24 protein-coding genes and 3 tRNA genes are annotated in these 25,920 nt (G+C 61.0%); 11 read left to right on the top strand and 16 right to left on the bottom strand.

The genetic code is table 11. From position 1 onward, the window contains the following. Positions 1-9: 9 nt before the first annotated feature. From AMM33_RS15600 to AMM33_RS15615, 4 genes are all read left to right on the top strand, one after another. On the top strand, positions 10-1,743 hold the full coding sequence (locus AMM33_RS15600; protein ID WP_090142228.1) for an aldehyde dehydrogenase family protein: 1,734 nt from the start codon (positions 10-12) through the stop codon (positions 1,741-1,743). A 57-nt stretch (positions 1,744-1,800) separates the two neighbouring features. After that, complete coding sequence (locus tag AMM33_RS15605) at positions 1,801-2,148, top strand: CidA/LrgA family protein (RefSeq protein ID WP_090142229.1); 348 nt, start codon at positions 1,801-1,803, stop codon at positions 2,146-2,148. Continuing rightward, positions 2,145-2,873, top strand: coding sequence for an LrgB family protein (locus tag AMM33_RS15610; RefSeq protein WP_090142230.1), 729 nt, complete (start codon positions 2,145-2,147; stop codon positions 2,871-2,873). Before AMM33_RS15605 ends, AMM33_RS15610 begins: the two co-directional genes overlap by 4 nt. Before the next feature lie 121 nt (positions 2,874-2,994). Continuing rightward, on the top strand, positions 2,995-3,597 hold the full coding sequence (locus AMM33_RS15615; protein WP_090142231.1) for a lysophospholipid acyltransferase family protein: 603 nt from the start codon (positions 2,995-2,997) through the stop codon (positions 3,595-3,597). Between the two features lie 84 nt (positions 3,598-3,681). On the opposite strand, the gene AMM33_RS15620 is transcribed toward AMM33_RS15615, so the two are convergent. Both AMM33_RS15620 and xdhC read right to left on the bottom strand, forming a co-directional pair. Next, a complete protein-coding gene (locus tag AMM33_RS15620) occupies positions 3,682-4,893 on the bottom strand; it encodes a urate hydroxylase PuuD (RefSeq protein ID WP_090142232.1) in 1,212 nt (403 codons plus the stop codon). A 175-nt stretch (positions 4,894-5,068) separates the two neighbouring features. Further along, positions 5,069-5,866 (bottom strand): xanthine dehydrogenase accessory protein XdhC, encoded by a 798-nt coding sequence (xdhC, locus tag AMM33_RS15625; protein WP_228768174.1) that lies wholly within the window; start codon positions 5,864-5,866, stop codon positions 5,069-5,071. 115 nt (positions 5,867-5,981) lie between these two features. On the opposite strand from xdhC, the gene AMM33_RS15630 reads away from it, so the two are divergent. Beyond that, positions 5,982-6,521: a hypothetical protein gene (locus tag AMM33_RS15630; RefSeq protein ID WP_228768175.1), complete on the top strand. Its 540-nt coding sequence runs from the start codon at positions 5,982-5,984 to the stop codon at positions 6,519-6,521. Positions 6,522-6,576: 55 nt separating this feature from the next. Here the strand turns inward: AMM33_RS15630 and AMM33_RS15635 are convergent, their stop codons facing one another. From AMM33_RS15635 to uraH, 10 genes are all read right to left on the bottom strand, one after another. After that, positions 6,577-7,488 carry a bile acid:sodium symporter family protein gene (locus AMM33_RS15635; protein ID WP_090142234.1) on the bottom strand — a complete coding sequence of 304 codons (912 nt, stop codon included), beginning with the start codon at positions 7,486-7,488 and terminating at the stop codon, positions 6,577-6,579. Positions 7,489-7,508: 20 nt separating this feature from the next. Continuing rightward, positions 7,509-9,272: an AMP-binding protein gene (locus AMM33_RS15640; protein ID WP_090142235.1), complete on the bottom strand. Its 1,764-nt coding sequence runs from the start codon at positions 9,270-9,272 to the stop codon at positions 7,509-7,511. Positions 9,273-9,485: 213 nt separating this feature from the next. After that, positions 9,486-10,712 carry an MFS transporter gene (locus AMM33_RS15645; protein WP_228768176.1) on the bottom strand — a complete coding sequence of 409 codons (1,227 nt, stop codon included), beginning with the start codon at positions 10,710-10,712 and terminating at the stop codon, positions 9,486-9,488. Between the two features lie 112 nt (positions 10,713-10,824). After that, complete coding sequence (locus AMM33_RS15650; protein ID WP_228768177.1) at positions 10,825-12,108, bottom strand: MFS transporter; 1,284 nt, start codon at positions 12,106-12,108, stop codon at positions 10,825-10,827. Between the two features lie 78 nt (positions 12,109-12,186). Next, a complete protein-coding gene (locus tag AMM33_RS15655; RefSeq protein WP_090142236.1) occupies positions 12,187-12,369 on the bottom strand; it encodes a hypothetical protein in 183 nt (60 codons plus the stop codon). Positions 12,370-12,444: 75 nt separating this feature from the next. Next, positions 12,445-14,805 carry a xanthine dehydrogenase molybdopterin binding subunit gene (gene xdhB, locus AMM33_RS15660; protein ID WP_090142237.1) on the bottom strand — a complete coding sequence of 787 codons (2,361 nt, stop codon included), beginning with the start codon at positions 14,803-14,805 and terminating at the stop codon, positions 12,445-12,447. After that, positions 14,806-16,278, bottom strand: coding sequence for a xanthine dehydrogenase small subunit (gene xdhA, locus AMM33_RS15665; RefSeq protein WP_090142238.1), 1,473 nt, complete (start codon positions 16,276-16,278; stop codon positions 14,806-14,808). It lies immediately after the preceding gene. 98 nt (positions 16,279-16,376) lie between these two features. Next, the gene (locus AMM33_RS15670) at positions 16,377-16,952 is read right to left on the bottom strand and encodes a thermonuclease family protein (RefSeq protein WP_090142239.1); all 576 of its coding nucleotides are present in this window, start codon (positions 16,950-16,952) and stop codon (positions 16,377-16,379) included. A 79-nt stretch (positions 16,953-17,031) separates the two neighbouring features. Next, complete coding sequence (locus tag AMM33_RS15675; protein WP_090142240.1) at positions 17,032-17,283, bottom strand: DUF2442 domain-containing protein; 252 nt, start codon at positions 17,281-17,283, stop codon at positions 17,032-17,034. 60 nt (positions 17,284-17,343) lie between these two features. After that, a complete protein-coding gene (gene uraH / locus AMM33_RS15680) occupies positions 17,344-17,697 on the bottom strand; it encodes a hydroxyisourate hydrolase (protein WP_089952974.1) in 354 nt (117 codons plus the stop codon). Between the two features lie 170 nt (positions 17,698-17,867). On the opposite strand from uraH, the gene AMM33_RS15685 reads away from it, so the two are divergent. The 6 genes from AMM33_RS15685 to AMM33_RS15710 all read left to right on the top strand — a co-directional run bounded on the left by AMM33_RS15685 (position 17,868) and on the right by AMM33_RS15710 (position 23,718). Continuing rightward, on the top strand, positions 17,868-18,533 hold the full coding sequence (locus AMM33_RS15685; RefSeq protein WP_090142259.1) for a GntR family transcriptional regulator: 666 nt from the start codon (positions 17,868-17,870) through the stop codon (positions 18,531-18,533). A gap of 19 nt (positions 18,534-18,552) precedes the next feature. After that, on the top strand, positions 18,553-19,503 hold the full coding sequence (puuE, locus tag AMM33_RS15690; RefSeq protein ID WP_090142241.1) for an allantoinase PuuE: 951 nt from the start codon (positions 18,553-18,555) through the stop codon (positions 19,501-19,503). Positions 19,504-19,505: 2 nt separating this feature from the next. After that, positions 19,506-21,281, top strand: coding sequence for a 2-oxo-4-hydroxy-4-carboxy-5-ureidoimidazoline decarboxylase (gene uraD / locus AMM33_RS15695; protein ID WP_090142242.1), 1,776 nt, complete (start codon positions 19,506-19,508; stop codon positions 21,279-21,281). Further along, on the top strand, positions 21,278-22,543 hold the full coding sequence (locus AMM33_RS15700; RefSeq protein WP_090142243.1) for a M20 family metallopeptidase: 1,266 nt from the start codon (positions 21,278-21,280) through the stop codon (positions 22,541-22,543). The genes uraD and AMM33_RS15700 overlap by 4 nt, the downstream gene beginning before the upstream one ends. A gap of 93 nt (positions 22,544-22,636) precedes the next feature. Then, positions 22,637-22,867: a TA system antitoxin ParD family protein gene (locus AMM33_RS15705; RefSeq protein ID WP_090142244.1), complete on the top strand. Its 231-nt coding sequence runs from the start codon at positions 22,637-22,639 to the stop codon at positions 22,865-22,867. 5 nt (positions 22,868-22,872) lie between these two features. After that, positions 22,873-23,718, top strand: a complete 846-nt coding sequence (locus AMM33_RS15710) for a phytanoyl-CoA dioxygenase family protein (protein ID WP_090142245.1) — start codon at positions 22,873-22,875, stop codon at positions 23,716-23,718. A gap of 384 nt (positions 23,719-24,102) precedes the next feature. Here AMM33_RS15710 and AMM33_RS15715 read toward each other — a convergent pair. The 4 genes from AMM33_RS15715 to gltX form a co-directional block, all read right to left on the bottom strand. Then, a tRNA-Asp gene (locus AMM33_RS15715) sits at positions 24,103-24,179 on the bottom strand. A 49-nt stretch (positions 24,180-24,228) separates the two neighbouring features. Continuing rightward, positions 24,229-24,304: transfer RNA gene (locus tag AMM33_RS15720), tRNA-Glu, on the bottom strand. 38 nt (positions 24,305-24,342) lie between these two features. Continuing rightward, a tRNA-Ala gene (locus AMM33_RS15725) sits at positions 24,343-24,418 on the bottom strand. A gap of 75 nt (positions 24,419-24,493) precedes the next feature. After that, complete coding sequence (gene gltX / locus AMM33_RS15730; protein WP_090142246.1) at positions 24,494-25,906, bottom strand: glutamate--tRNA ligase; 1,413 nt, start codon at positions 25,904-25,906, stop codon at positions 24,494-24,496. Positions 25,907-25,920: the final 14 nt, after the last annotated feature.

The following is a 25,920-nucleotide window of genomic DNA, read 5'->3' on the forward strand; positions in this document are numbered from 1 at the left end:
AAGAATCCCATGCCCCAACTCCCTACCCTGGCCGAGTGCCAATCCAGCCTGGACCACGACCTGCAAACATTGGCCGAGCACCGCAGCCGCTGGGTGCAGACCTCGGTGGCCGAGCGCATCGCCATCCTGAACGAAATCAAGGATGCTTTGCTGCCTGTGGCCAAAAACTGGTCCGAGACGGCTTCGCGCCACAAAGGCATTCCAGTCGGCTCGCCGCTCGAAGGCGAGGAGTGGCTGTCCGGGCCCTACACCGTCATGGCGTATTGCAACCAGATGATGGCCACGCTGTCCAAGGTACAGGGCAAGCTGCACCTGAGCGGCCTGCCCCTGCGCGAGCTGCCCAATGGGCAACTGGCCGCACGCGTGCTGCCGCATTCGCTGTGGGACCACTTGCTGCTGAGCGGTGTGACCCTCGACGTGTGGATGCAGCCGGGCGTGAACCGCGCCAACCTGGCCCAGCACACGGCCGCCATTTACGACAGCGCCATCCCGCAGCACAAGACTGGCAAAGTCTCGCTCGTGCTGGGCGCGGGCAACATCGCGGCCATCGCGCCGCTCGATGTGTTCCACAAGCTGTTTGCTGAAAACGAAGTGGCCATGCTCAAGATGAACCCGGTCAACGATTACCTGATCGAGTTTCTGGATGCCGCGCTCAAGCCGCTGATCGACCGGGGCTTTGTGCGCATCGTGCGCGGCGGCACCGATGTGGGGCAATACCTGTGCAATCACCCGTTGGTGGAGACGCTGCACATCACGGGCGCGGGTGCATCGCACGACGCCATCGTGTGGGGAACCGGCGAAAAAGGCGTGGCCAACAAAGCGGCCAAAACGCCCATCAACACCCGCCAGATCACCTCGGAGCTGGGCGCGGTGTGCCCCACCATCGTGGTGCCCGGCCCGTGGTCAGCGGCCGACATCCGGTTTCAGGCCGAACAGGTGGCCACACAAAAGCTGCACAACTCGGGCTTCAATTGCGTGGCCTGCCAGGTGCTGGTCTTGCCCAAAGACTGGGACCAGAAATCCGCCTTTGTGCAGGCGCTGGAAAACGTGATCGGCAACGCCCTGCCGCGCGGCCTGTACTACCCCGGCGCACCCGAGCGCCTGGCCGAGTTCTGCACCAACAACCCGACCTTCAAAACCGTCAAGCGCCCCGGCGCGCAAGACTTGGTCATGTCCACGCTGGACTTGGGCAACGCCAAAGCACGCAACACTGAGGTGTTTGCGCCGGCGCTCAACGTGGTCGAAATCGGCGGGCAAGACGCCGAGACCTATTTGACCACTGCAATTGCACTGGCCAACAGCCAGCTCTATGGCACCTTGGGCGCGAACATCGTGATCCACCCGCAAACCATCGCCCAGATAGGACGCCAGCGGTTTGAAGAAATTCTGGCCGACTTGCGCTACGGCACCATCGCCATCAACGCCTGGACAGGCTTAGGATTTTTGTCGGCGCAGTCGCCCTGGGGCGCGTTTCCGGGGCACACGCTGGACGATGTGCAAAGCGGTATCGGCGTGGTGCACAACACCATGCTGTTCGACAAGACCGAACGCGCCGTGGTCGAAGCCCCGTTTCGCCCCTTCCCCCGCAACCTGCTGAGTTTTTCGTTCACCCTGCTGCCACGCCCACCCTGGTTTGTGACCAACCGCAAAGGGGCCATTCTGGGCAAGTTGCTGGTGGCGTTTCAGCACCGCCCCAGCTTGCTGAAGATGCCGCGCATTTTCTGGAATGCCTTGTTGGGGTAACAACAGAACTGACCAAGGGGCTGATGATCCGCCCGCCGAGTTGTCTAAACTGAGGCCATGATCCAAGGCCTCGTTCAACTCTTCCTCTTCCAGGCTCTGGGCGAACTGCTTTCCAAGTTCGCCCTGCCCTTCATCCCCGGGCCCGTGCTGGGTCTGGTCTTGCTGTTGGCGTTTTTGGCCTTGCGCGGCCACGTGCCCGCGTCCATGGACTTGGTGGGCAGCAGCATCTTGCAGCACCTGGGGCTCTTGTTCATTCCCGCATCGGTAGGCGTGGTGCTGTATTTGCCGGTGCTGCAGGCCAACGCCTGGGCCATCACGGCGGCGCTGGTGCTGAGCGTGGTGGCCACGGTGGCAGTGACCGCCCTGGTGCTCAAACTGTTCGCCAAAAAGGACAGCGCGCCATGAACAACACACTGCCGCCGATTTCCGACATTTGGGTCTACCTCTCGGGCAGTCCGCTGCTGGCTTTGGTGCTGACACTCAGCGCTTACTTGTTGGGCCTGACCGTGTACGAACGCAGCCAACGCAACCCGCTGGCCAACCCGGTGCTGATTGCGGTGGTGGTGGTGTGCATCGGCATCAGCGTGATCGACATGCCCTATGCCCAATACTTTGAAGGCGCGCAGTTTGTGCACTTCTTGCTGGGCACGGCCACGGTGTCGCTGGCCATTCCGATTTACAAAGGCTTTGCCTCGCTCAAAGGGCGCATGGGGGTGTTGCTGCTGTCGCTCATGGCGGGGGGCATCACCTCGGTGCTGACGGCCGTGGGCGTGGCGCGGTGGCTGGGGGTGGACGAAGCGCTGGTGCGTGGCCTGGTCGCCAAGTCGGTCACCGCGCCCATTGCCATGGGCATTGCCGAACGCGTACAGGCCTCACCCACCCTGACCGCCATCTTTGCCGTCAGCACCGGCATCCTGGGCGCGGTGCTGGGCCGCTATGTGCTCGACGCCCTGCGCGTCACGGCCTGGTGGCAACGCGGCTTTGCCCTGGGCGTGGCCGCGCATGGCATTGGCACCTCACGCGCATTCAGCGTGAACGCCGAGGCCGGGGCTTATGCCAGCTTGGGTATGGGGCTGCATGGCATTTCGGGGGCGATGCTGATTCCCTATGCGGTGGCTTGGTGGTTTTGAGCGCGGTGGCAAATTGGGCAATTTAGTCATTTAGGTTAATTTGAAAGACATAATCGGTGCTCCCCCGAGCCATGCGCGCAAGCGTGTCGCCCTCGCCGATTTCCGATGACCGAACAGCGCCATGCACCGCACCATTTTTGACACCCCCATAGTCAACACCACCCTTCGCGGCATATCGCTGTGGTTTCTCAAAGTCACGGGCTGGAAAATTGAGGGCCAACTGCCTGAGGGGATGACCAAGTGCGTGCTGATTGCCGCGCCCCACACGAGCAACTGGGATCTGCCCTACACCTTGATGGTGGCGTTTGCCTTGCGTTTGCAGATTTACTGGATGGGCAAAAGCAGCATCTTCTCGTTTCCGTTTGGTCCAGTCATGCGCTGGCTGGGCGGCATTGCGGTCAACCGCTCACAAGCTTCCAACCTGGTGGACTCTTGCGCGCAAGAATTGGTCAAAGCCGAAGGCTCGGTGCACCTGGTGGTGCCGCCTGAAGGCACGCGCAGCAAAACCCGTTACTGGAAAACCGGCTTTTATTACATCGCCCTGCAAGCGCAAGTGCCCATCGTGATGGCCTATATGGACTATTCACGCAAGGTCAGTGGTCTGGGCCCTTTGTTTGTCCCGTCTGGCGACATCAACAAGGACATGGTGGTCATCAAGGCGTTTTATGCGCCTTTCAAGGGCAAAAACGCAGACCAGTTTGAAACGCCGCCAGAGAACCCTTAAGTCTCACAAGCTCACACCCTTTATCGGCCTGGGCATAGGTTGCTTGGTCGACATGACCCGCTAAGGGCCACACCCACTGCACACTCAATCTGTCTTGGCACCCGCCTGGAACCAGCGCCCCAGCATGGCACGGTCTTCTTCACTCAGGCCCGTGGCGTTGCCCATGGGCATTTGCTTGGTCACCACCACTTGCTGGTAGATGTTTTGGGCGTGCTGCTTCATCAGTTCGGGGCTGTCCAGGCGCACGTTCTTCATCTGCACCTGTGAACCATGGCAGCTGATGCAGTGCTGACTGACTAGACTTTGCACCTGAGCAAAATTCACAGGCGCAGCAGGCACAGCCAACACTTGGGGCGCGGCAGGCTTCAAGGCCACAATCACCCCCAAAATCATCATCACACCGACGGCCGCAAAGGGCCAGGGGTTGGCCGCGCGGCCCAGGTGAAAGGCGTGGCGCTGCACAAAGAACTGACGAATCAGGGCACCGGCCAGCATCATCACAAACAGCAGCACCCAGCGCTGCTCGTGCGTGTACAAAAAGCTGTAGTGGTTGCTCAGCATCGCAAAGATGACGGGCAGCGTGAAGTAGGTGTTGTGCACACTGCGCTGCTTGCCGCGCTTGCCGTGGATGGCCAGGGCGTTGGCGTCATAGGTTTCGCCGCTGGTCATGGCCGCCACCACTTTGCGCTGGCCAGGGATGATCCAGAAAAACACGTTGGCGCTCATGGCGGTGGCGATCATCGCGCCCACCAGCAAGAAAGCGGCACGGCCTGCAAACAGCTCATTGGCCAGCCAGGAACAAAACGCCACCACCACGATCATCAGGCCCGCAACGATCAGCTCACCATTCTTTCGGAAGCCAAAGACACGGCAAATGAGGTCGTAAACAAACCAAAAGGCCACCAGCATGCCCACGGCGGCCGAACCGGCCATCACGGGGGTCCAGTCCATGAGCGATTTGTCGATCAGGAAGGTGCCCGCGTTGTAGAGGTAGAGCACCGTGAACAGCGCAAAGCCACTCAGCCAGGTGGAGTAACTTTCCCAATAGAACCAATGGAGCTTGGTGTGGATCTTTTGAGGGGCCACCATGTATTTTTGGGGGTTGTAAAAACCGCCGCCGTGCACAGCCCACATGGCACCGCCCACGCCTTTTTCGAGCAGGTCGGGCGAGTTGGGTTTTTGCAGGTTGTTGTCCAGAAAGACAAAGTAGAACGAGGAGCCAATCCAGGCGATGGCGGTGATGACATGCACCCATCGCAGCAACAAATTGGCCCATTCCAGCAGATACGTTTCCATGAAGGAGTCTCCAACCTGCTCACCACCGCGGGCCCTGTGAGCGGGTATTCGGTCGCGAACATGTTCCCGGAGAAACCTGCGCCGCTGCGACCAGTGCACTGAAGTGTATACAGTTTAACCCTCTGAATCCAGCCTTCCCCGGGCTTGTTCGCCTAGGGAAAACCATCATCCGTCTTCAAAGGGTTTGCAAGAGTTGTGCCGCCACCGCCACGGCAATGACTTCGGGCTCTTTGCCCGTGATGCCAGGCACCCCAATCGGGCAGGTGATGCGCTCAATCTCTTCGGCCGTGAAACCCCGGTCCTCCAGTCGGTGCCTGAAGGTGGCCCACTTGGTCTGGCTGCCGATCAGGCCCACAAAAGGCAAATCGTCTTGTGTGCGCAGGCGTTTGAGGCAGGCCACCACAATGTCCAGGTCTTCGGCGTGGCTGAAACTCATGATCAGCACCCGGCTGCCCGGGGCCAGATCGGCCACCGCCGCTTGCACCGGGTTGGAATGCTCGCAATCCACATCTGGGGGCACATCGTCCGGGAAAATCTCGTCGCGGCTGTCGATCCAGCGCACCGCGAAAGGCAAAGGCGCCAGCGTGTTCACAATCGCCCGGCCCACATGGCCGCCGCCAAACAGCGCCAGCGGTGTGCGCGGGGGCATCAACACGGTGCGTAAACGCGCCACGTCGCCCGCGTCCACCCGCTCCATGGTCAATTCGACCACCCCGCCGCAGCACTGCCCCAAACTGGGGCCCAGCACTTGGCGCAAGGTCGTTTGCTCGGTCTGCCCAGCCAACAAGCGCCGCGCATGCGCCAAAGCCTGAAACTCCAGATGTCCACCGCCAATCGTGCCCGCTTCACCGAGCGCAAACACCAGCATGTGGGTGCCCGGCCCACGCGGCACCGAGCCCTGGGTGGCGTGCACGCTCACAACCACCGCGTTTTCTGCACTCAAACGTTCAAGCGCGTGTTCTGTCCAATTCACTGTTGTTCCGTTCCGATTTGATGCGAGGGCGTGCTGGGCGCTGCCCCATCTCAATGCCACAATGGCGAGCAAATTCCGAGTATGCCTTCGAAAATCACCGCTCCATTTGCCAGCCATGAATTCACCTCTGCAAACTCTGCGCCGCACGCTGTCCAACCATTACCGCCTGGGCTGCATGGCTTTAGGGGCGGGTGCCTTGTCCTGGCTGAGCGCCTGTGTGGCGCCCACACCCAAGTCTGAGCCACACGCGCCCGCCCAAACGCCAACCAGCGCTGCGCAAGAACGAGACACTCTGCCATCGGGCGCAGCTGTATCGTCGGTTGCCCACAGCGCCAAAGCATACCGAGTGGACGCCGCCAGTCATTTGTATGGGCTGAACAAGCAACGCATTTACAAAGGTCGACTGCCCCCCATGCTGTTGGCCGTGGGGGTGCTGGATGTGGACATTGACCCACAAGGCAAGGTCAAAGCACTCCAGTGGAAACGTGCCCCCAAGCATGCACCGCAAGTCATGGCCGAGATTGAACGCATGGTCAAAGCCGCCGCACCCTACCCCACCCCAAAAAACATGAGCCAGGTCACCTACACCGATGTGTGGCTGTGGCACCAAAGCGGCAAATTCCAGCTCGACACTTTGACAGAAGGTCAGGACTGAACGGCCCAAACCGGTCACCCCTCAGGGGGGCGCTGCCCCCCATTTCAAGAGTGCCTCAAGCCGAAACCAACTGCCCCGCCTTGGCCTTGTCGCGAGCCAAGGCCTCGCGGTCACTGCGGCGGCGAAAGACCAGCGTCACAAAGCTGCTGCTGATCACGATGAACAGCGAGTACAGCACCGGGATCAGCAAGATGTCTTGCTGCATGGCCCCGGCAAAGCTGAGCGTCACGATCAGCACCGCCAAGGGGCCGTTCTGAATGCCGGTCTCCAGCGCGATGGTGCGGCTGCGATTGGCGTCCTGGCGCAGCAGTCGAGACAGGCCGTAACCCAAAAGCATGCCGATGAGGCCCAGGCCAATGGCCGCGAAATACACCGTCAACGGTGTGGTGGCCAGCAGCTGGTGGTTGCGCGGGATCCAGGTCACCACCAAAAACAAAATCACCAGAATGCCCAAAAAGCCGCCCAGCAACTCGATGGTGGCGCCGATGTTGGGGCTCATTTTGCGCAGCGCCATGCCAATTAAGGTGGGCACCAAAAGCACCACCAAAACCTGCGCCACGTTGCTGGCCGGGATCTTGAAGTCACCGCCGATGCCAGCGGCTTGCGAATAAAACTCCAGCAAGGCGGGCACCATGACCAGCGCCACCAAGGTGGACACACTGGTCATCATGATGGACAGCGCCAGCACCCCTTTGCTGAAGTAGGCAAAGATGTTGGAGGTGGTGCCGCCGGGCATGCAGGCCATCAGGATCAGGCCCACCGCCAACGCGGGTGGCAAGTCCAGCAGCATGGCCATGGCAAAGCCCAGGAAGGGCATGATGCCGTACTGGCACAGCACGCCCACCAGCACACCCTTGGGCTTGCGAAAGGCGATCAAAAAGTCGCGCCAGGTGAGCGATGCGCCCATGCCCATCATGATGACCATCATCATCACGCCCAGCAGTTTGGTTTCAAATTCGGTGACCATATCTAACTCCGCTGTGGCGCTCAAGCGCGTTTGAATTCATTTTTGACTTCGGCTTTCAGGTCCTTGCGCAGCACCTTGCCAATCGGTGACTTGGGCAGCTCGTCGCGCAGCACCACCGAACTGGGCCGCTTGTAAGCAGCCAGGTGTTGCTTGCAATGCGCGAGCACGTCTTCGGCGCGCAACTGTCCTGCATGGTCGGGGTTCGGCACCACATAGGCCCGTACCGCCTCGCCTGTGCGTTCGTCGGGGGTGCCGACCACCGCCACTTCCAGCACCGCATCCATCTGCGCGATCACGTCTTCCACCTCGTTGGGGTAGACGTTGAAGCCGGAGACCAGCACCATGTCTTTCTTGCGGTCCACGATGCGCAAAAAGCCGGTCGCGTCCATCACCGCGATGTCGCCCGTGGCGAACCAGCCGTCATGCATCACGTTGGCGGTTTCGGCCTCGTTTTGCCAATAGCCTTGCATGACCTGCGGGCCGCGCACCCAGATCTCACCAGGCTCGCCCACAGGCACGTCTTGCCCAGCTTCAGACACCAAACGCACATCGGTGCCGGGGGCCGGGATGCCGATGCTGCCTACACGCGGCTCGCCGCTGAGTGGGTTGAAGCTCACCACGGGCGATGTTTCGGTCAGGCCATAACCTTCGGCGATGGGGGTGCCGGTGACTTCGCGCCAGCGCTGCGCCACGGCGCTGTGCAAAGCGGTGCCGCCTGCGATCGAGGCCTTCAGGTGCTTGGGCGGGTAAGCCAAAAACCATTCTTCATTGAGCAGGCCATTGAACAAGGTGTTCACGCCCGTCATCCAAGTGAGCGGGTAATTTTCGACAGCGCGTTGCAGGTTCTGCACCGGGCGCGGGCTGGGCACCAGAATGTTGTGCGCACCGATGGCTAGGAAGCCCAGCAAATTGGCCGTGAACGCAAAGATGTGGTACAGCGGCAGCGCCGTCAGCACGCACTCTTGGCCGGGGTTCATGTGGGTCGCGCCCATGGCCAGCATTTGCTGCACGTTGTGCAGCAAATTGCCGTGGCTGATCATTGCGCCCTTGCTCACGCCCGTGGTGCCCCCGGTGTATTGCAGCAAGGCCAGATCGTGGGGCTGCAAGTCCTGCCAATAGTTTTTGGCGGGCTGCTGGGCCAAGCTGGCCCGGCCCTGGGCCAGCGCAGCCTGCAGGCGCACATGCGGCACGGTCACGGGCGGCAGCACCTTGCTCCAGACCTTTTGCACGCCCCGGATGATGCCGCGAGGAATTGCCGGGAAGAACTCTGGCACGCCCGCCAGCACGATGTGTTTCACACCGGTTTGCGCCAGCACCTCGGGCAGTTTGTCGGCAAACATGTCGATTACAACCAGCGCCTTGGCCTGACAGTTGTTGAACTGGTGCACCATTTCGCTCACGGTGTAGAGCGGGTTGGTGTTGACCAGCACGCACCCGGCCTTGAGCACACCAAAAGCCACCACCGGGTAGGGCAGGCTGTTGGGCAACTGCACCGCCACACGGTCGCCCCGGGCCAGGCCCAAGGTACCGCGCAGGTAACCAGCAAACGCGTCCGACAAGTCATCGACTTGCGCAAAACTCAAACTGCCGTTCATGCCGTTGGGCACCACGCAGGTGAAGGCTGCCTTGGCCTGGCTGTCACGCGCCCAGCGGGTGCAGTGGTCGTGGATCAAATGCGCCAGGCTCTGGTGCTCGGGCGCGGGCAAATCGGGGGCGATGCCCACTTGGGGGTAAACCGCTTGCCACGGGCGCAAGGCGCTCGTGGGGTCTGGAGTCAAGCTCATGAAGGTCCTTGGGGGCAGAGATGAAACAGTAGGGATGGTCAAGGCGGTTCAGCGGTCGCTGCAGAGAGAGACTCGATGCGCCACTGAGTACGGGTGCGACACCCGCAAAAAAAGGCCGAACTGAGAGAGCGGCCATTATTGACGTGATCGGACTGAAAAAACCCTGAAACACCGCCTCAAATAAGGGTGTTTTCCCTGATCCAAAACCCTCGGTCAAGCAGGTGTTTGCTGCTCGTGGGCTGCGCCGGGCAGCATGGTCAAAATGAGCGTGGTGGCCACCGAAAACCCCGCCAGCAGCAAGAGCGAGTTGCCAAAGCCCATGGCCTTGACGACCGGCCCCAGGGCCCAGACCGACAAGGAACTGACCGCAAACGACACGCCCAGGCGCATGCCCGACACGCGCGAGCGCAAGCGGTCGTCCACATAGCGGGCGATCATGAAATCGGTGAACGGGATGGCCCCGAAGATGAACACCATCACCCCGATCAGCGCCGCAAACAGCCACCAGCCCTGCGCCTGCGAGGCCAGCACCAGCATGGGAATCTGCGCCAAGACCATGAACATGAAAAAACGCTTGAGCGGGAAACGGTTGATGAGGTGCCCCACCACCACCTGGGCGACTGAGGCCACGGCGTAGACCAGAGCCAGCAACAAGCCCAAACTGGCTGGGTCTTCCATGACCCCCTTGAAACGCTCGGTGATCAAAGGCCCATTGCCGTTGGTGGTGAAGTTGAACAACACACTGCTGGTCACCGCCGCTGCCGTCATGACCACCATGGCCCGCATCAGCAGGGGCGCAGGCAGGCTCACCTTGGCCCCGCCCTTGCGTTTGGCGGGCGAGGAGACCTCTTGCGGGCAAGTGCGGGCAAACAGCCAACCACACACCAGGGCCGCCACACCGGGGAGAATAAAAGCTGCCCGCCAGCCTTGCCACTGGATCAGAAACCCCGTGAGCAAAGCGGCCACCGCCACACCCAAATTACCCGACAGACCATTGAAGCCAATGGTGGCACCCGGGTTGGAGGAGCGCTCGAGCAGCATGGGAATGCCCACCGGATGGTAAATGGAGGCGAACACGCCGATCAGCGTCAAGCACCCGGCCAGCTGCCAAGGTGTTTGTGCGAAGGCAGTGAGGATGGAGGCCGTGCCAATGCCAAAAAAGAAAACCAGCATCATGCTGCGGCGGCCCCACAGATCGCCCAAACGCCCTGCGGGCAGAGAACCCAGACCGAACATGAAAAACGCACCCGCACCGTAAGGCATCAGGTCTTGCCATTGGGCCAGGCCCATGTCAAGGGCGATGGTGCTGACCGCCGCCGCAAAAATCAGCAAAAACAAATGGTCCAGCGCGTGCGCGATGTTGAGCAGGCCGCGCACCATGCGGGGGTGGTCGGCGGCTTGTTCGAGCACGGGGGCGGCAGAAGGGATCAAGGTCGTCATGGTCAATTTCAATTTTCAGGCCAAGTGTTTACCTCGACCAACAGGCACCAACACTGTGCGCCCAAGGCCATTTGAACGCTGTCGCTTTGGTCACAGCGGGGATGCATTGCACTCACAAAGGCGCGTTGGCCGGTGCTTTGGCGTCCCGGATGTGCGCCCGCCAATACACCGCCATGACCCCCGTGAGCAGCAGGCCCAGGGTCGAATACGCCCCCGCCGTGGCGGCATAGCCCCAGCGGTCAATCATGGGGCCTGACAGCAGCAAACCCAAAGGCAGGCCCCAGATGGCCAGCATGCGCATGCCCATCACACGGCCGCGATAGGCCGGCTCGGTCACGCGCAGCATCACGGCCGCCAGCGGCGTCATGCTCAGGCTTTGCGCCAGGCCCGCTACCCACAGCAAGGCCATGCCCACCCCCAAATGGGTGTTGAAGGCGAACAGCACATCCACCGCAAACCACACCGCCCCCGCCAGCACCATGGTTTGCGCTGCGCGAAACGCAAAACGGTGCGAACTGAGCACCACCGAACCCACCAGCCCCCCAAAGGCAAAGCTCGCGCCCAGCCAACCCAGGCCCGTCTGGTCGGTCAGGTAAATGTTTTTGGCCACATAAGGCAGCAAGCCCAAAGAAAAGGGAAAGGCCAGCAGGTTGACCAAGAAGGCGAGGGCCATGGCCGCCATCAGCACCGGGCGCGTCCACACATAGCCAAAAGCCAGCTGCAAATCGCGCACAGGCGACACGGACGACAGGGGTGGCGCATCTTTGTTGGCTGTTGGCGCAGGCCCATCGGACACGCCTCGCGACAGCACAAAACTGAGGGTGTAGAGCGCGGTGATCAGCGCGTAAGCCCAGGTCATGCCCAGCCAGGCGACCACGCCTGCCCCCGCCAAAGCACCCGCAATGCGGGCCGAATCCGAGGTGATGCGCGAAATGCCCAAGGCACCCAGCAAATGCCGGGGCGGCAAAGTCTGGGCGATCAACGCGTTGCGCATCATCATGTCCGACGGCCGCACCAAGCCCGCCAAAGCCGCCATGCACAACACGATCAAGGGCGTGAGCGCTTGCAGCCAGGCCAGCAGCATGAAGGTGGCGGCCAGCGCTGCATAGAGCGCTCGCGACAGGACCAGCATGCGCCGATACCCCAAACGGTCACCCACCACGCCAAACATGGGCGAGACCAAAGAACCCAGGTACTGCAAAGAGCCAAACACCACCAGCATCATCACCGAGCCCGACTCAACCAGGATGAACCAGCCCAGCACGATGGACTCCATCTCGAAGGCCCAGGAGGTGGCCAGATCGGCCGGCCACTGAAAGCGGAAACTCCTGACCCGAAACGGGTCGCGCCAGTGCATGGCGGGTGTTGTGTCAGCCGTCGGCACCCCCTGGCTCATGGCCGTGGTCCTGTGCAGCGCAAAGTGAGGGGAAACAGCGCACGGCGGCAAGGGCGCGGGCGCATGGCGCTCATGCGCTCAATCCTGCCCGGCGCGAGGCGACTGCGGGGTGGCGTCGTTTTTGGCAAGGCGGTCTGGCTGCGCCGCAGGCTCTGGCATGAAACACATCTTCTCGCCGTCCCAGCGCTGGCCGCACCAGCACAGGCCTTCGGCGTTGATGATGCAAGTGCCGGTGCCGCAGCACCGTGGATCGTCTGACATGGGCCTGCTCCTGTGGGCTGTTGGAATCAAAGTGACAGGATGCCTGAAACCATTTCAGGCATCCGGCTCAAGCCATCACAGGCCCGCTGTGGCCTTGGCTTTTTCGCACGCCATCAGGATGCGCTCGGGCGTCGCCGGAGCGTCCATGTAGACCACCGCCTTGTGGTTGGCACTGGCGGCCACCGCATCGCGCAAGGCAAAGAAGGCCGACAAGCCCAGCATCAAAGGCGGCTCGCCTGTGGCCTTGCTGTTGAAAGGCGTGGGTTTGATGTTGGCGTTGTCGAACAAGGACACCTTGAAGTGCTCTGGGATGTCGCCCGCCACCGGGATTTTGTAGGTGCTCGGGCCGTGTGTGAGCAGCTTGCCCTTCTTGTCCCAAATGCACTCTTCCATGGTCAGCCAGCCCATGCCTTGCACATAGGCGCCTTCGATTTGGCCTTTGTCCAATGCGGGGTTGATGCTGCGGCCCACGTCGTGCACGATGTCCACGGCTTTCAGCCACCACTCGCCGGTGCGGGTGTCGATTTCCACTTCGCTCACAGCAGCGCCATAGCAGTAGTAATAGAACGCACGGCCATTGAGGGTCGCGAAGTCGTATTTGATTTCGGGCGTCATATAAAAGCCCGTTACCGACAAGCCCACACGTTCCATGTACGCTTGCTTGGTCACATCGGCCCACTTGACGGACTTGCCGCCGCCGTGCAGCTCGTTGTTGGAGAAGCTCACCTCTTCGGCGGTGCAACCGAGCATGCGGGCCGCCACGGGCTTCAAGCGTTCGCGCATTTGCGCTGTGGCGTTCATGATGGCCGCGCCGTTGATGTCGGCACCACTCGAAGCGGAGGTGGCCGACGCGTTGGGCACTTTTTGCGAGTCGGTCGCGGTGATGCGCACATGGTCCACGCTGATGCCTAAACCATCGGCACACACCTGCGCCATCTTGGTGTTGAGGCCCTGGCCCATTTCGGTGCCGCCATGGTTGCAGCTGACCGAGCCGTCCATGTAGACCACCAGCAATGCGCCGCCCTGGTTCAGGTGCGTGGCGGTGAAGCTGATGCCGAACTTCAGGGGCACCAAGGCCAAACCACGCTTGCGGGTTTTGCTCTTGGCGTTGAAAGCATGCACGGCGGCACGGCGCTCGGCGTATTTGGATTCCTGCTCCACCTGGTCGATGACCTTGTCACCCACCCAGTCTTCAATGAGCTGGTTGTATTGGGTGGTCATGGTGTCGGGCGTGCCGCTGATGGCCGGGTCTTTGTAAAGGTTGAGCTTGCGCACTTCCAAGGGGTCTTTGCCCAAAGTCATGGCGATCTCGTCCATCACCGTCTCGATGCCGAACATGCCTTGTGGGCCGCCGAAACCCCGGAAAGCGGTCGCGCTTTGGGTGTTGGTTTTGCAGCGGTGGCTGACCAACTTGAGCGCGGGCAGGTGGTAGGTGTTGTCGATGTGCAGGCAAGCACGGTCGTTCACGGGGCCGGAGTAATCGGTGCTGTAACCGCAGCGCGACATGAGCGTGATGTTGGCACCCAGCACGCGGCCATTGTCGTCAAAGCCCACTTCGTAGTCGATGCGGAAGTCGTGGCGCTTGCCGGTGATGGTCATATCGTCGTCGCGGTTCACACGCAGCTTGACGGGCTTTTGCAGCTTGTGCGCAGCCAGCGCGGCGCTTTGGCTGAAGATGCTGGCGTTGCCCTCTTTGCCGCCAAAGCCGCCACCCATGCGGCGGCAAATCACCTCCACATCGTTGGTGTGCAGGTTCAGGGCGTGCGCGGCTTCGCGCTGGTTGCCGTCAGGGTGCTGGGTCGACACGTACAGCGTCAGCTGACCGTCTTCCTTGGGCACCGCGTAAGTGATCTGGCCTTCCAGATAGAACTGTTCTTGCTGACCGGTGTTGGTGCTGCCCTTGATTTTGTGGGGCGCGTTGGCAATTGCCGAAGCGGCGTCACCACGCGTGATGCCTTTGGGCGGCATGATGAAGCTGCCCGCCGCCATCGCTTCTTCGATGGTCAAGATGGGCGTGAGTTCTTTCACCAGCACCTTGGCTTTTTTGGCGGCTTCGCGGGCGTAGAGCATTTCACGCGCCACAACCACGGCCACGGCCTGGCCCACAAACTCGACCTTGCCTGCGGCCAGGAATGGATCGTCGTGGATGATGGGGCCGCAGTTGTTTTCGCCGGGAATGTCTTTGGCGGTGTAAACCGCGACAACGCCGTGCTCCTTGAGGATGGCTGCGCGGTCGATGCCGTCACCAATCAACTCGCCATGCGCCACGGGCGACAAGATGAGCGCAGCATACAAAGTGCCCGCGTGCTCAGGGATGTCGTCGATGTAGGTGGCCGAACCCGTGACGTGCAGGTGCGCCGATTCGTGAACGATGTCGGTGCCTTGCTGAACGCCCGATGCGGGCAACAGGTTTTTGATGGGGGTAGGAGCGTTCATTCAAGCCACCTCTTTCTGTTCTTCAATGAATTCGAGCACCAGGTTGCGGGCGACCAGGGCGCGGTAGGCCCAAGTGGCACGCAGACCGTCGCGGGCGGTGAAGCTGGCGGCAATGGCGGCGTCCAGGTCGGCCGATTTCACGTCGGCAGGCGTACGGCCCTCCAGCACGGCTTCGAGCTTGGGGGCGCGGCAAGGCGATGGGGCCAGGCCGTTGTAGGCCAGTTTCACGCCGCTCAGCTTGCCGCCTTGCAGCGTGTAGCTGATGGCGGCGCAAGTGGCCGAGATGTCTTGTTCAAAACGCTTGCTCACCTTGTGGGCGCGGAACACCTGGCCGGCCACGGGCTTGGGCAATTCGACAGCTTCGATGAACTCACCGGGCTCCATCACGTTTTTCTTCATGCCCGTGTAGAAGTTGTCCAGCAGCACCTTGCGGGTCTTGTCGCCACGGCGCAGCACCAAGCTGGCACCCAGCGCCATCAGGCAAGGCATGGTGTCGCCAATCGGCGAGCCGTTGGCGATGTTGCCCGCCAACGTGGCCGTCGAGCGGATGGGGGGCGAGCCAAAGCGGCGCAGCACTTCGGTGAAGTCGGGGTAAGCCTGGGCCACGAGCGCTTCGACCTGCGTGAGCGACACGGCCGCGCCAATGCGCCAGGCGCTGGCGGTCTCGGTCACTTGGCGCAGTTCTTTGACGTTGCCCAAATACATGATGTGATCTGGGCGTGAGAACTGCTTGTTCACCTGCAGACCGATTTCGGTACTGCCTGCCAACAGGGTGGTGGTGGGGTTTTTGACCAAATAGTCGGCCACCTCGGCGATGGTGGCGGGCGACACAAACTCGTTGCCTTTGCGGGTGCGCACCACGGGCTGCACGATGATGTCACCGTCCAAGCTCAGTGTGGGCACGCTGGCGCGTTTGATTTCTTTGAGCAAAGGCACATCGGCGCTGTCGTCCAGCTTCAAGGCCTCGGGCTTGGCGCAAGCCTTGGTGGCCGAATCGATGATCGGCTTGTAGCCGGTGCAGCGGCACAGGTTACCGCTGAGCGAATCGGTGATCTGCTGGCGGTTGGGCATGGGCAAAACCTGCACCAGGTTCACCAGGCTCATCACGATGCCGGGCGTGCAGAAGCCGCACTGCGAACCGTGGCACTTGATCATTTCTTCCTGCACCGGGTGCAGCGTGCCGTCGGCTTTTTTCAGGCTCTCGACCGTCTTGACCGATTTGCCGTCCAGCGAAGGCAGCAACTGGATGCAGGCATTGGTGGCCACGTAGTCCACGCCCGTGCCTGCGGCATTGAGCTCACCCACCATGACCACACAAGCGCCGCAATCGCCTTCAGCGCAGCCCTCTTTGGTGCCGGTGCGGTGCATTTGCTCACGCAAATAGTCCAGAACAGTGGTGGTGCGGCGCTCGCCTTGGGCTTCGACGATGCGGCCGTCGAGCACAAAGCGCACGGTGTTGGTGACTTGGGTCATGGTGCGGGGGAGGTAAATAAACGGTAAGACTGCGATTCTAAATAAGCATCGCCAGCATGGCTGGCTTTTTCGACGGATTAATTGGGGTCAGATCCCAATTAATCCGAAGCCGCATCCCCATTGGGGCAAGAAGCGGGCACTTTGGCCTCCACCCCGTTGCGGTGCACCCAAGGGGCCACGGCAGCGTTGGCCCACAAACCTTTTTTGGCGGTGCGGGCCGATGCGTGAGCTGCTGCATAGGCCTGGCGTTGCCGGATGTCGATTTCGCATTGGTAGGCCTCGTAATACCAAGCCGCACCTGCCGCAACCTGGTTCAAATTGACTGGGCTGCAATCGGGCTTGAAAACGGTTCCCAATACCCGTTCGTACCGGTCTGTTTGCGCGTAGGTGACGGTGACGCTCTGGCCCAAGACCATGGCGGCCAAATGCGCCCGTGACGATGGGCCATAGGCTTGATCCAACTCGGGGGCGTCGATGCTGGCCAGCCGGATCGACTCACCGCCCACGGTGATCGTGTCGCCATCATGCACCGATGTGACCGTGCCAGTGATGCGCTGCTTGCCAACGCTCACGCCGCAAAGCGTGTTGCCCGCTGCAGGCGCAAAACTCGCACCGTCCCCGCCGCCGCATGCCGACAGGGCCAAGGTCAAAATCAACAAAAAAACCCGCATCATGGCAGCAGCTTAGCCGAGCGAGGCGGGGGAACGAAGCCTCAAAATTCGGTTCGTCCAAACTTCAATGGAATTGCGCAGGCTAGTGCTGCGAAACCAATGGAAAATCTTGCGGCCTGCGAATAGAGCTCACAGTCAAGTCCACATCCAGCTGCGGCCAACACAAGTGGTCCGGTGTTGGCCATTCCACAGTTGTCAACTGCTCAACGGTGGCCTGCTTGAACCATGGAAATTGATCAAAAGGCAGAAGCAGTTCCTCATCGCCCAACAACAGCCAAAAGCCATGTTTGGACACATTGGTGACTTCAGCCGCCGAAGTGGTGATTCCATGCATCTTGAATTTCCTTCAGGTGTAACTCAAGTTCAAAAATTGGGATCTACAGGCCCAATCCAATCAAGACCCCCGATAAGTCGAGTAACTCCAGGGGCTGGCCAGCAACGGAACATGGTAGTGCTGGTCTTCATGGGCCACACCAAAATCGAGACTGACTTTGTTCAGGAAGTTGGGCTCGGGCAGTTCTACGCCTTTGGCTTTGAAGTAGTCGCTCACATTGAAGACCAGGCGATAGGTGCCTTTGCGCAGGCTGGCGTGGTCGTAGAGCATGCCGTCGGGGTTGCGGCCGTCGTGGTTGAGGGTGAAGCTTTTGACCAAAGTGGCCTGATCGCCTTGTGTGGTGTACAGGGCCACCTGCATGCCTGCCGCGGGGCAGCCGTGCATGGTGTCCAGAACGTGTGTGCTCAATCCCATGGTGTGCTCGCTTGTCTTGAATGTGGGTCAAAAAAGGGTGGTTTTGGCAAGGCTTTCAAAAGCCCTTAAAACCGGTCGACCGAAGTGTATACAATTTTGCTTTTGGTGGCTATGATTTGCGCCACCGACACAAAAACACCCGGGCCAAGAGCCCCAAGGGACCGCGAGACATGGAAACTTCCACCACGCACCACATCGTCGAATCGCTGACCCGCGCCATCGTGGAGCACCGGCTTTTGCCCGGCTCCAAACTGGCTGAGCAAAAGCTGGCCGACCACTTTGGCGTGTCGCGCACGCTGGTGCGCCAGGCGCTGTTTCAGTTGTCGCAAAACCGCCTGATCCGGCTGGAGCCCGCACGCGGCGCATTTGTGGCCGCCCCCTCGGTTGAGGAGGCGCAACAGGTCTTTGCCGTGCGCCGCATGCTCGAAGCCGAGATGACCCGCGCTTTTGTACAGCAGGTCACGCCTGAACAAATCGTGGCACTGAGAGAACACATCAAACAAGAGCGAGAAGCCGTGACGCAGGGCGACATCACGGGGCGCACCGAGCTGCTGGGCGACTTCCATGTGCGCATGGCCGAGCTCATGAACAACGACGTGCTGGCCCAAGTGCTGGGCGAGTTGATCTCGCGCTGCGCCCTGATCACGCTGATGTACCAGTCGCGCAACGAGGCCGAGCACTCCACCGACGAGCATGTGGCCTTGGTGGCCGCTCTGGAGGCGAAGGACTCGGACCTGGCCGTGCGCCTGATGCACGAACACCTGTTGCACGTCGAAGCCAGCCTGACCTTTGACCGCAAAGTCCCCACCCACGACATTTCCCTGGCCTTGGCCTGAACACCACCGAGCAAGACCCATGAGCATTTACGACAGCACCCTCCCCTACCCCCGTGACTTGAAGGGTTACGGCCGCCATGTGCCACACGCGCAGTGGCCCGGCGGCGCCCGGGTGGCGGTGCAGTTTGTCTTGAACTACGAAGAAGGCGGCGAAAACTCGGTGCTGCACGGCGATGCGGGCTCCGAGCAGTTCTTGTCTGAAATGTTCAACCCTGCGTCCTACCCCGAGCGACACATCAGCATGGAAGGCATTTATGAATACGGCTCCCGGGCTGGCGTGTGGCGCTTGTTGCGCGAGTTTGAAAAACGCGGCCTGCCGCTCACGGTGTTTGGCGTGGCCACTGCGCTGCAAAAGCACGACGATGTGACCGCCGCGTTCAAAGAATTGGGCTACGACATCGCCTGCCATGGCCTCAAGTGGATCCATTACCAAAATGTCGACGAAGCCACCGAGCGTGCCCACATGGCCGAAGCGATGGACATTTTGCAAAAGCTCACGGGCGAGCGGCCCTTGGGCTGGTACACAGGGCGCGACAGCCCCAACACGCGCCGTCTCGTGGCCGACTTTGGCGGCTTTGAATACGACAGCGACTACTACGGCGACGACCTGCCCTTCTGGATGAAAGTGCGCAAGTCAGACGGCACCGATGCGCCCCAACTCATCGTGCCCTACACGCTGGACTGCAACGACATGCGCTTTGCGCTGCCCCAAGGCTATTCGCACGCCGACCCGTTCTTTCAGTACATGAAGGACACCTTTGACGCGCTGTATGCCGAAGGCAATCCAGAAGGCGACAACGCCCCCAAGATGATGAGCATCGGCATGCACTGCCGCCTGCTGGGACGCCCGGGCCGCATCACCGCGCTGCAGCGCTTTTTGGACCACATCCAGTCGCACGACAAGGTCTGGGTGGCGCGGCGCATCGACATTGCGCGGCATTGGAAGACCGTACACCCCTACAAGGATTGAACATGGCCCTGACCCTCGACCAACTCAACCACGCATCCGCCGCAGAGGCGGCGCAGATGCTCGACGGCCTGTACGAGCATTCGCCCTGGATCGCCGAGCAAGCGCTGGCGCAACGCCCTTTCACCTCGCTGGCGCACCTGAAACACGCCATGTGCGAAGTGCTGGCACACGCTGGGCGCGACGCGCAGCTGGGCCTGATCCGCGCCCACCCCGAATTGGCAGGCAAGGCCATGGTGAGCAAGTCGCTCACGGCCGAATCCACCAACGAGCAAACCAAGGCAGGCCTGACCGACTGCACGCCAGAAGAGTTCGCCAAGATCCAAAAGCTCAACGCCGACTACAACGCCAAGTTCGGCTGGCCCTTCATCCTGGCGGTGCGTGGCCCGCGTGGCGTGGGCTTGAACAAAAAACAGATCATCGATGCCTTCGAGCGCCGCCTGTTCGGCCACCCCGACATGGAGTTGGCCGAGTGCCTGCGCCACATCCACCGCATCGTCGAGATCCGGCTGAACGACAAGTTTGGTGTGGAACCCACGCTGGGCCACCAGGTCTGGGACTGGCAAGAACAACTCGCGCAACACTCCGACCCCGGCTTTGCCGAACTGGGTCAACTCACCGTCACATACCTCACCGACGCGCACCGCGCTTGCGCCCAGCGCATCACGCAAAACATGCGCGACTGCGGTTTTGACGAGGTCTACACGGACGCGGTGGGCAACGTGGTGGGCCGTTACCACCCGGCTACCGCAGGCGGCAAATACCTGATGACGGGCAGCCACTACGACACCGTGCGCAACGGCGGCAAGTACGACGGCCGCTTGGGCATCTTTGTGCCCATGGCCTGTGTGCAGCAGCTGCACCAACACGGCCAACGACTGCCCTTTGGCATTGAGGTCGTGGCCTTTGCCGAAGAAGAAGGCCAGCGCTACAAAGCCACCTTCTTGGGCTCTGGCGCACTCATCGGCCAGTTCAACCCCGCCTGGTTGGACCAGCAAGACGCCGACGGCATCACCATGCGCGCGGCCATGCAGCACGCGGGCTTGAACATCGACGACATCCCCAACATCCAGCGCGACCCGGCGCAGTATCTGGGCTTTATCGAAGTGCACATCGAGCAAGGCCCGGTGCTCAACGAAGTGAACATCCCGCTGGGCGTGGTCACCTCCATCAACGGCAGCGTGCGCTACCTGTGCGAAGTCATGGGCACGGCCAGCCACGCGGGCACCACACCCATGGACCGCCGCCGCGACGCGGCCTGCGCCGTGGCCGAACTGGCGCTGTACATGGAGCAACGTGCCGCGAAAGACGGCGACAGCGTGGCGACGATTGGCCAGCTGCAAGTGCCCAACGGCTCCATCAACGTGGTGCCCGGGCGCTGCCTGTTCAGCCTGGACATGCGTGCGCCCACCGATGCGCAGCGCGACGCGCTGGTGGCCGACGTGATGGCGCAACTCGACCAAATTGCCGAGCGCCGAGGTGTGCGCGTCAAAGCCGAACTCACCATGAGCGCCGCCGCCGCGCCCAGCGCCCCCGAGTGGCAAGCCCGCTGGGAACGCGCCGTGAGCGCCTTGGGTGTGCCGCTCTTCAAATTGCCCAGCGGCGCAGGCCACGACGCCATGAAGCTGCACGAAGTCATGCCACAAGCCATGCTGTTTGTGCGCGGCGAAAACGGGGGCATCAGCCACAACCCACGCGAATCCACCACCAGCGACGACATGCAGCTGTGCGTCGACGCTTTCACCCATGTTTTGAACCAACTCTCTCAGGAATTGTCATGAGCGCTACCCACGTCAACCACGAACAACAATACCAACAACTCGACGCCTGGATCGATGCGCACTTTGACGAACAGGTCAAGTTTTTGCAGGCTCTGGTGCAAGTGCCCACCGACACGCCACCGGGCAACAATGCGCCGCACGCCGAGCGCACTGCCGAGCTGCTCGCACCCATGGGCTTTGAGGCTGAAAAACACCCTGTGCCTGCTTCCGAAGTCAAGGCCTATGGTCTGGAGTCGATCACCAACCTGATCGTGCGCCGCAAATACGGCGAAGGCAAAACCATTGCCCTGAACGCCCACGGCGACGTGGTGCCCCCCGGCGAAGGCTGGACACACCCACCCTACGGCGGCGAAATCCATGGGGGCGCCATGTACGGCCGCGCCACCGCCGTGAGCAAGTGCGACTTTTCCACTTTCACCTTTGCCACGCGTGCGCTCGAATCACTCAAGGCTCCGCTCAAAGGCGGCGTGGAACTGCACTTCACCTACGACGAAGAGTTTGGCGGCGAAATGGGTCCCGGCTGGCTGCTGGCCAAGGGCCTGACCAAGCCCGACCTGATGATCGCGGCAGGCTTCAGCTACCAGGTCGTCACCGCACACAACGGCTGCCTGCAAATGGAAGTCACCGTGCAAGGCGAGATGTCGCACGCCGCCATCCCCGACAGTGGCACCGACGCACTGCAAGGCGCGGTGCACATTCTGAGCGCCCTGCTCTCGCTCAACACGCAATACCTGAAGGTCACGTCCAAGGTCGAGGGCATCACCCACCCCTATCTGAACGTGGGCCTGATCGAAGGCGGCACCAACACCAACGTGGTGCCCGGCAAAGTCAGCTTCAAGCTCGACCGCCGCATGATCCCCGAAGAGAACCCGGCCGAAGTGGAAGCCAGCATCCGCCAAACCATTGCCGACGCCGCTGCCAGCTTCAAGCCCCCACGCGGTGGCCATGTGCTGAAAGTGGATGTGCGCCGCATGCTGCTGGCCAACGCCATGAAACCACTGGCGGGCAACCAACCGCTGGTGAGCGCCATCCAGAAACACGGCGAACAAGTCTTCGGAGAAGCCATCCCTGCCTTGGGCACCCCGCTCTACACCGACGTGCGCCTTTACGTGGAGCGCGGCATCCCCGGCGTGATCTACGGCGCAGGGCCGCGCACCGTGCTCGAGTCCAACGCCAAACGCGCCGATGAGCATGTGCAGCTCGATGACCTGCGCCGCGCGACCAAGGTGGTGGCGCGGACGCTGCTGGATTTGTTGGCTTGAATCTGAAGGTGCTTACGCACCTTGAGAAAACACGCTTAACTTTTCAACTTCAGCGCCACGCCATTTTTTGAAATTCATTTCAAGGTGAACGCCATGGACAAACCAGTGAACATCCACGATGGGCTTTACAGCCAAGCCAAGGACTATGCCGTGGCTGAGCGTCAAACCATCGCTGAACAGATCAATCTCTGGGCCATGGTAGGTAAAGCTGGGCTCGACAACCCAGATTTACCAACTGCTTTTGTTCGCGATCTCATCGTTGCACGCAGGCAAAATTCTGAGTTGGCTTCGCCGTTTGTGCCCGCCGCCAAGGTCCGAGCTTGAACGTTATGACCGCACCTGACCTTGACACCCTGCGCCAGCGCGTGCAGGCCTGCACCACCGACCAGGACGTGGCCGACTACCAGCGCGACGGCGCGGTGTGCATCCGCAACTTGTTCACGCCCGAAGAAGTGGCTCTGCTGCGGGACGGCATCGAGGCCAACCTGGCCCACCCCAGCCCACGCGGCATGGTGGCCAGCCGGCCGGACGATCCGGGGCGCTTTTTTGAGGACTTTTGCAACTGGCAAGACATCCCGCAGTACAAGCGCTTCATCTTCGACACGCCCCTGGCCGCCCTAGCCCAGCGCCTCATGCAAAGCCAGACTGTGCGCCTGTACCACGACCACCTGTTGGTCAAGGAGCCCGGCACGCGCCAGCGCACGCCCTGGCACCAAGACCAGCCTTATTACAACGTGGACGGCCTGCAAAACATCAGCTTCTGGATTCCGGTGGACCCGGTGTCTCGCCCCTCCACGCTGGAGTTCGTCGCGGGCTCTCACCGTGGCCCCTGGCTCATGCCGCGCACCTTCATGACGAACCAGGCCAAATGGTTCCCCGAAGGCTCGCTGGCCGAGTTGCCCGACATCGACAACCACCGCGAAGATTTCCCCATCCTCGGATGGGACTTGCAGCCGGGCGATTTGGTGTGTTTTCACATGCTCAGCCTGCACGCCTCAGCCGGGGTGGACGGCACGCAGCGCAGGCGCGTGTACTCGGTGCGCTTTTTGGGCGACGACATGACCCACGCCCCACGGCCTTGGGTCACCTCGCCGCCCTTTCCCGGGCTGGACCAGGAACTGCCCGCCGGAGTGCCGATGGACCATGCGCTGTTTCCCTTATTGATCGAGGGCTGAGGTTTGATTTTTTTCGTGTGACTTTCAACCTCGTCACTTCAACGGAAGCTGTAGCCTCCAGTTATTGATGCTTTGGAGGACGTGTTCCACGACTAAACCCGGAGCCTATTGATCCGGCAGGCTGAAGTTTGAAATGCGTGAGACATGTCATCGCATAGGTCGCCACTCGCAGTGTCCGACTTGATGGGTTTTGGCGCAGGCCCATGTCTGGGTCTTCGACCGCCGACCTACAAGATCTTTGAGCATTGAAAACTTCACAGGGCCGAACCAATAAGCACACAAAAAGGGCCGTATTCACCACCGGCAGTGAGAGCCAATGCAAAATACCGAGCGCCCATGAAAAAACCGCTGCAAGTCATAGACCTACAGCGGTTTTTTACTTTTTGGCGGAGTGGACGGGACTCGAACCCGCGACCCCCGGCGTGACAGGCCGGTATTCTAACCAACTGAACTACCACTCCTGGTAGATAGCTTTACTCTAACTTTCGTTAAAGCCAAGTGCTACAAACTTGGCGACCCTACGGGGATTCGAACCCCGGTACTCACCGTGAAAGGGTGATGTCCTAGGCCTCTAGACGATAGGGTCATAACCTGGACTGATTCTTTCGAATCTTCTCGACACTTTGGTGGAGGTAAGCGGGATCGAACCGCTGACCTCTTGCATGCCATGCAAGCGCTCTCCCAGCTGAGCTATACCCCCTTTGGTACAACGTTTAGCATTTCTGCTTTACCGTTATGCCTCGTTGGTGTCGAGACTTGAATTATAGACAGGTTTTTAGGCGTTTTGCAAACAGGCCAGAATTTTTTCTCTTTTATTCAAAAAAAGTACCGCATCGAGCGATGGGGTTTGGGCTGTGCCCATGACCATCACGCGCACAGGCATGGCCAAGTGCGGCATTTTGAGGCCGGTAGCCGCCAGCACTTCTTTGATCGCAGCCGAGATGGATGCTTTATCCCAAACACATACGGCCAGCTTGTCGGCCAGCAGCGCCAGCGCAGGCTTGACCGCATCGGTCACATGTTGCGCTTTTTCTTCCGCATTGGGCACCACATCGGTATAGAAAGCACTGACCCATTTGGCCAGCACCACCAAGGTGTCACAGCGATCCTTGAACAATCCACAGATGGACGTCAGGCGCTCGTCGGCTGTTACACCGAGCTTTGCCAGAAAGGGTTGCACCCGCGTGGCCAGCGCAGCGTCGTCCAAGCCTTTGAGATGCTGGGCATTGACCCAGGCCAACTTAGCCGCATCCCACTGCGCCGGGCTCTTGGACAAGTGGGTGCCGTCAAACCACTGCACCATCTGATCGAGGCTGAACAACTCGTCATCGCCATGGCTCCAGCCCAGGCGGGCCAGGTAGTTGTTCATGGCTTCGGGCAGGTAGCCCGCTTCGTCGTAGTTGGACACGGCCACGGCACCGCGGCGCTTGGACAGCTTCTGGCCATCGTCGCCCAAGATGACGGGCAGGTGACCGAACTGCGGCAGCGCAGCGCCCAGAGCGCGGTACATATTGATCTGCCAAGGCGTGTTGTTGATGTGCTCGTCGCCTCGGAACACATGGCTGATGGCCATGTCCCAATCGTCCACCACCACCGCGAAGTTGTAGGTGGGTACGCCGAACGAACCTTCAGGAGCCCCCTCTTCCGGCGCACGCTGGATGATCAGGTCGTCGATTTCTGTGTTGCTGATGCTGATCGGGCCTTTGACCAGATCGTCCCAGCTCACGACGCCGTCGACCGGGTTGGCAAAGCGGATCACGGGCTTCACACCCGCAGGCACTGGCGGCAGCACCTTGCCCGGTGCGGGGCGCCAGGTGCGGTCGTACAAACGTTTTTCACCGCGCGCTTCCTGCGCGGCTTTCATGGCCTCCAGGTCTTCGGGCGTGCAATAGCAGCGGTAAGCCGTGCCTGCGGCCAGCATCTGATCAATCACAGCCTGGTAGCGGTCCAGGCGCTGCATTTGGTAGATCGGGCCTTCGTCGTAGTTCAGGCCCAGCCAATGCATGGATTGAAGAATCTGATCGACCGAGTCTTGTGTGGAGCGGGCCACATCGGTGTCTTCAATGCGCAGCACGAACTCGCCGCCGTAGTGGCGAGCGTAGGCCCAGGAATACAAAGCGGTGCGGGCGGTGCCCAAATGCAGAAACCCCGTGGGGGACGGGGCGATGCGGGTGCGGATTTTGGTCATGGTTTCAGCTCAGG

The organism is Limnohabitans sp. DM1 (assembly GCF_001269385.1).
In the GTDB taxonomy this organism is placed as follows: Bacteria; Pseudomonadota; Gammaproteobacteria; order Burkholderiales; family Burkholderiaceae_C; genus Limnohabitans_A.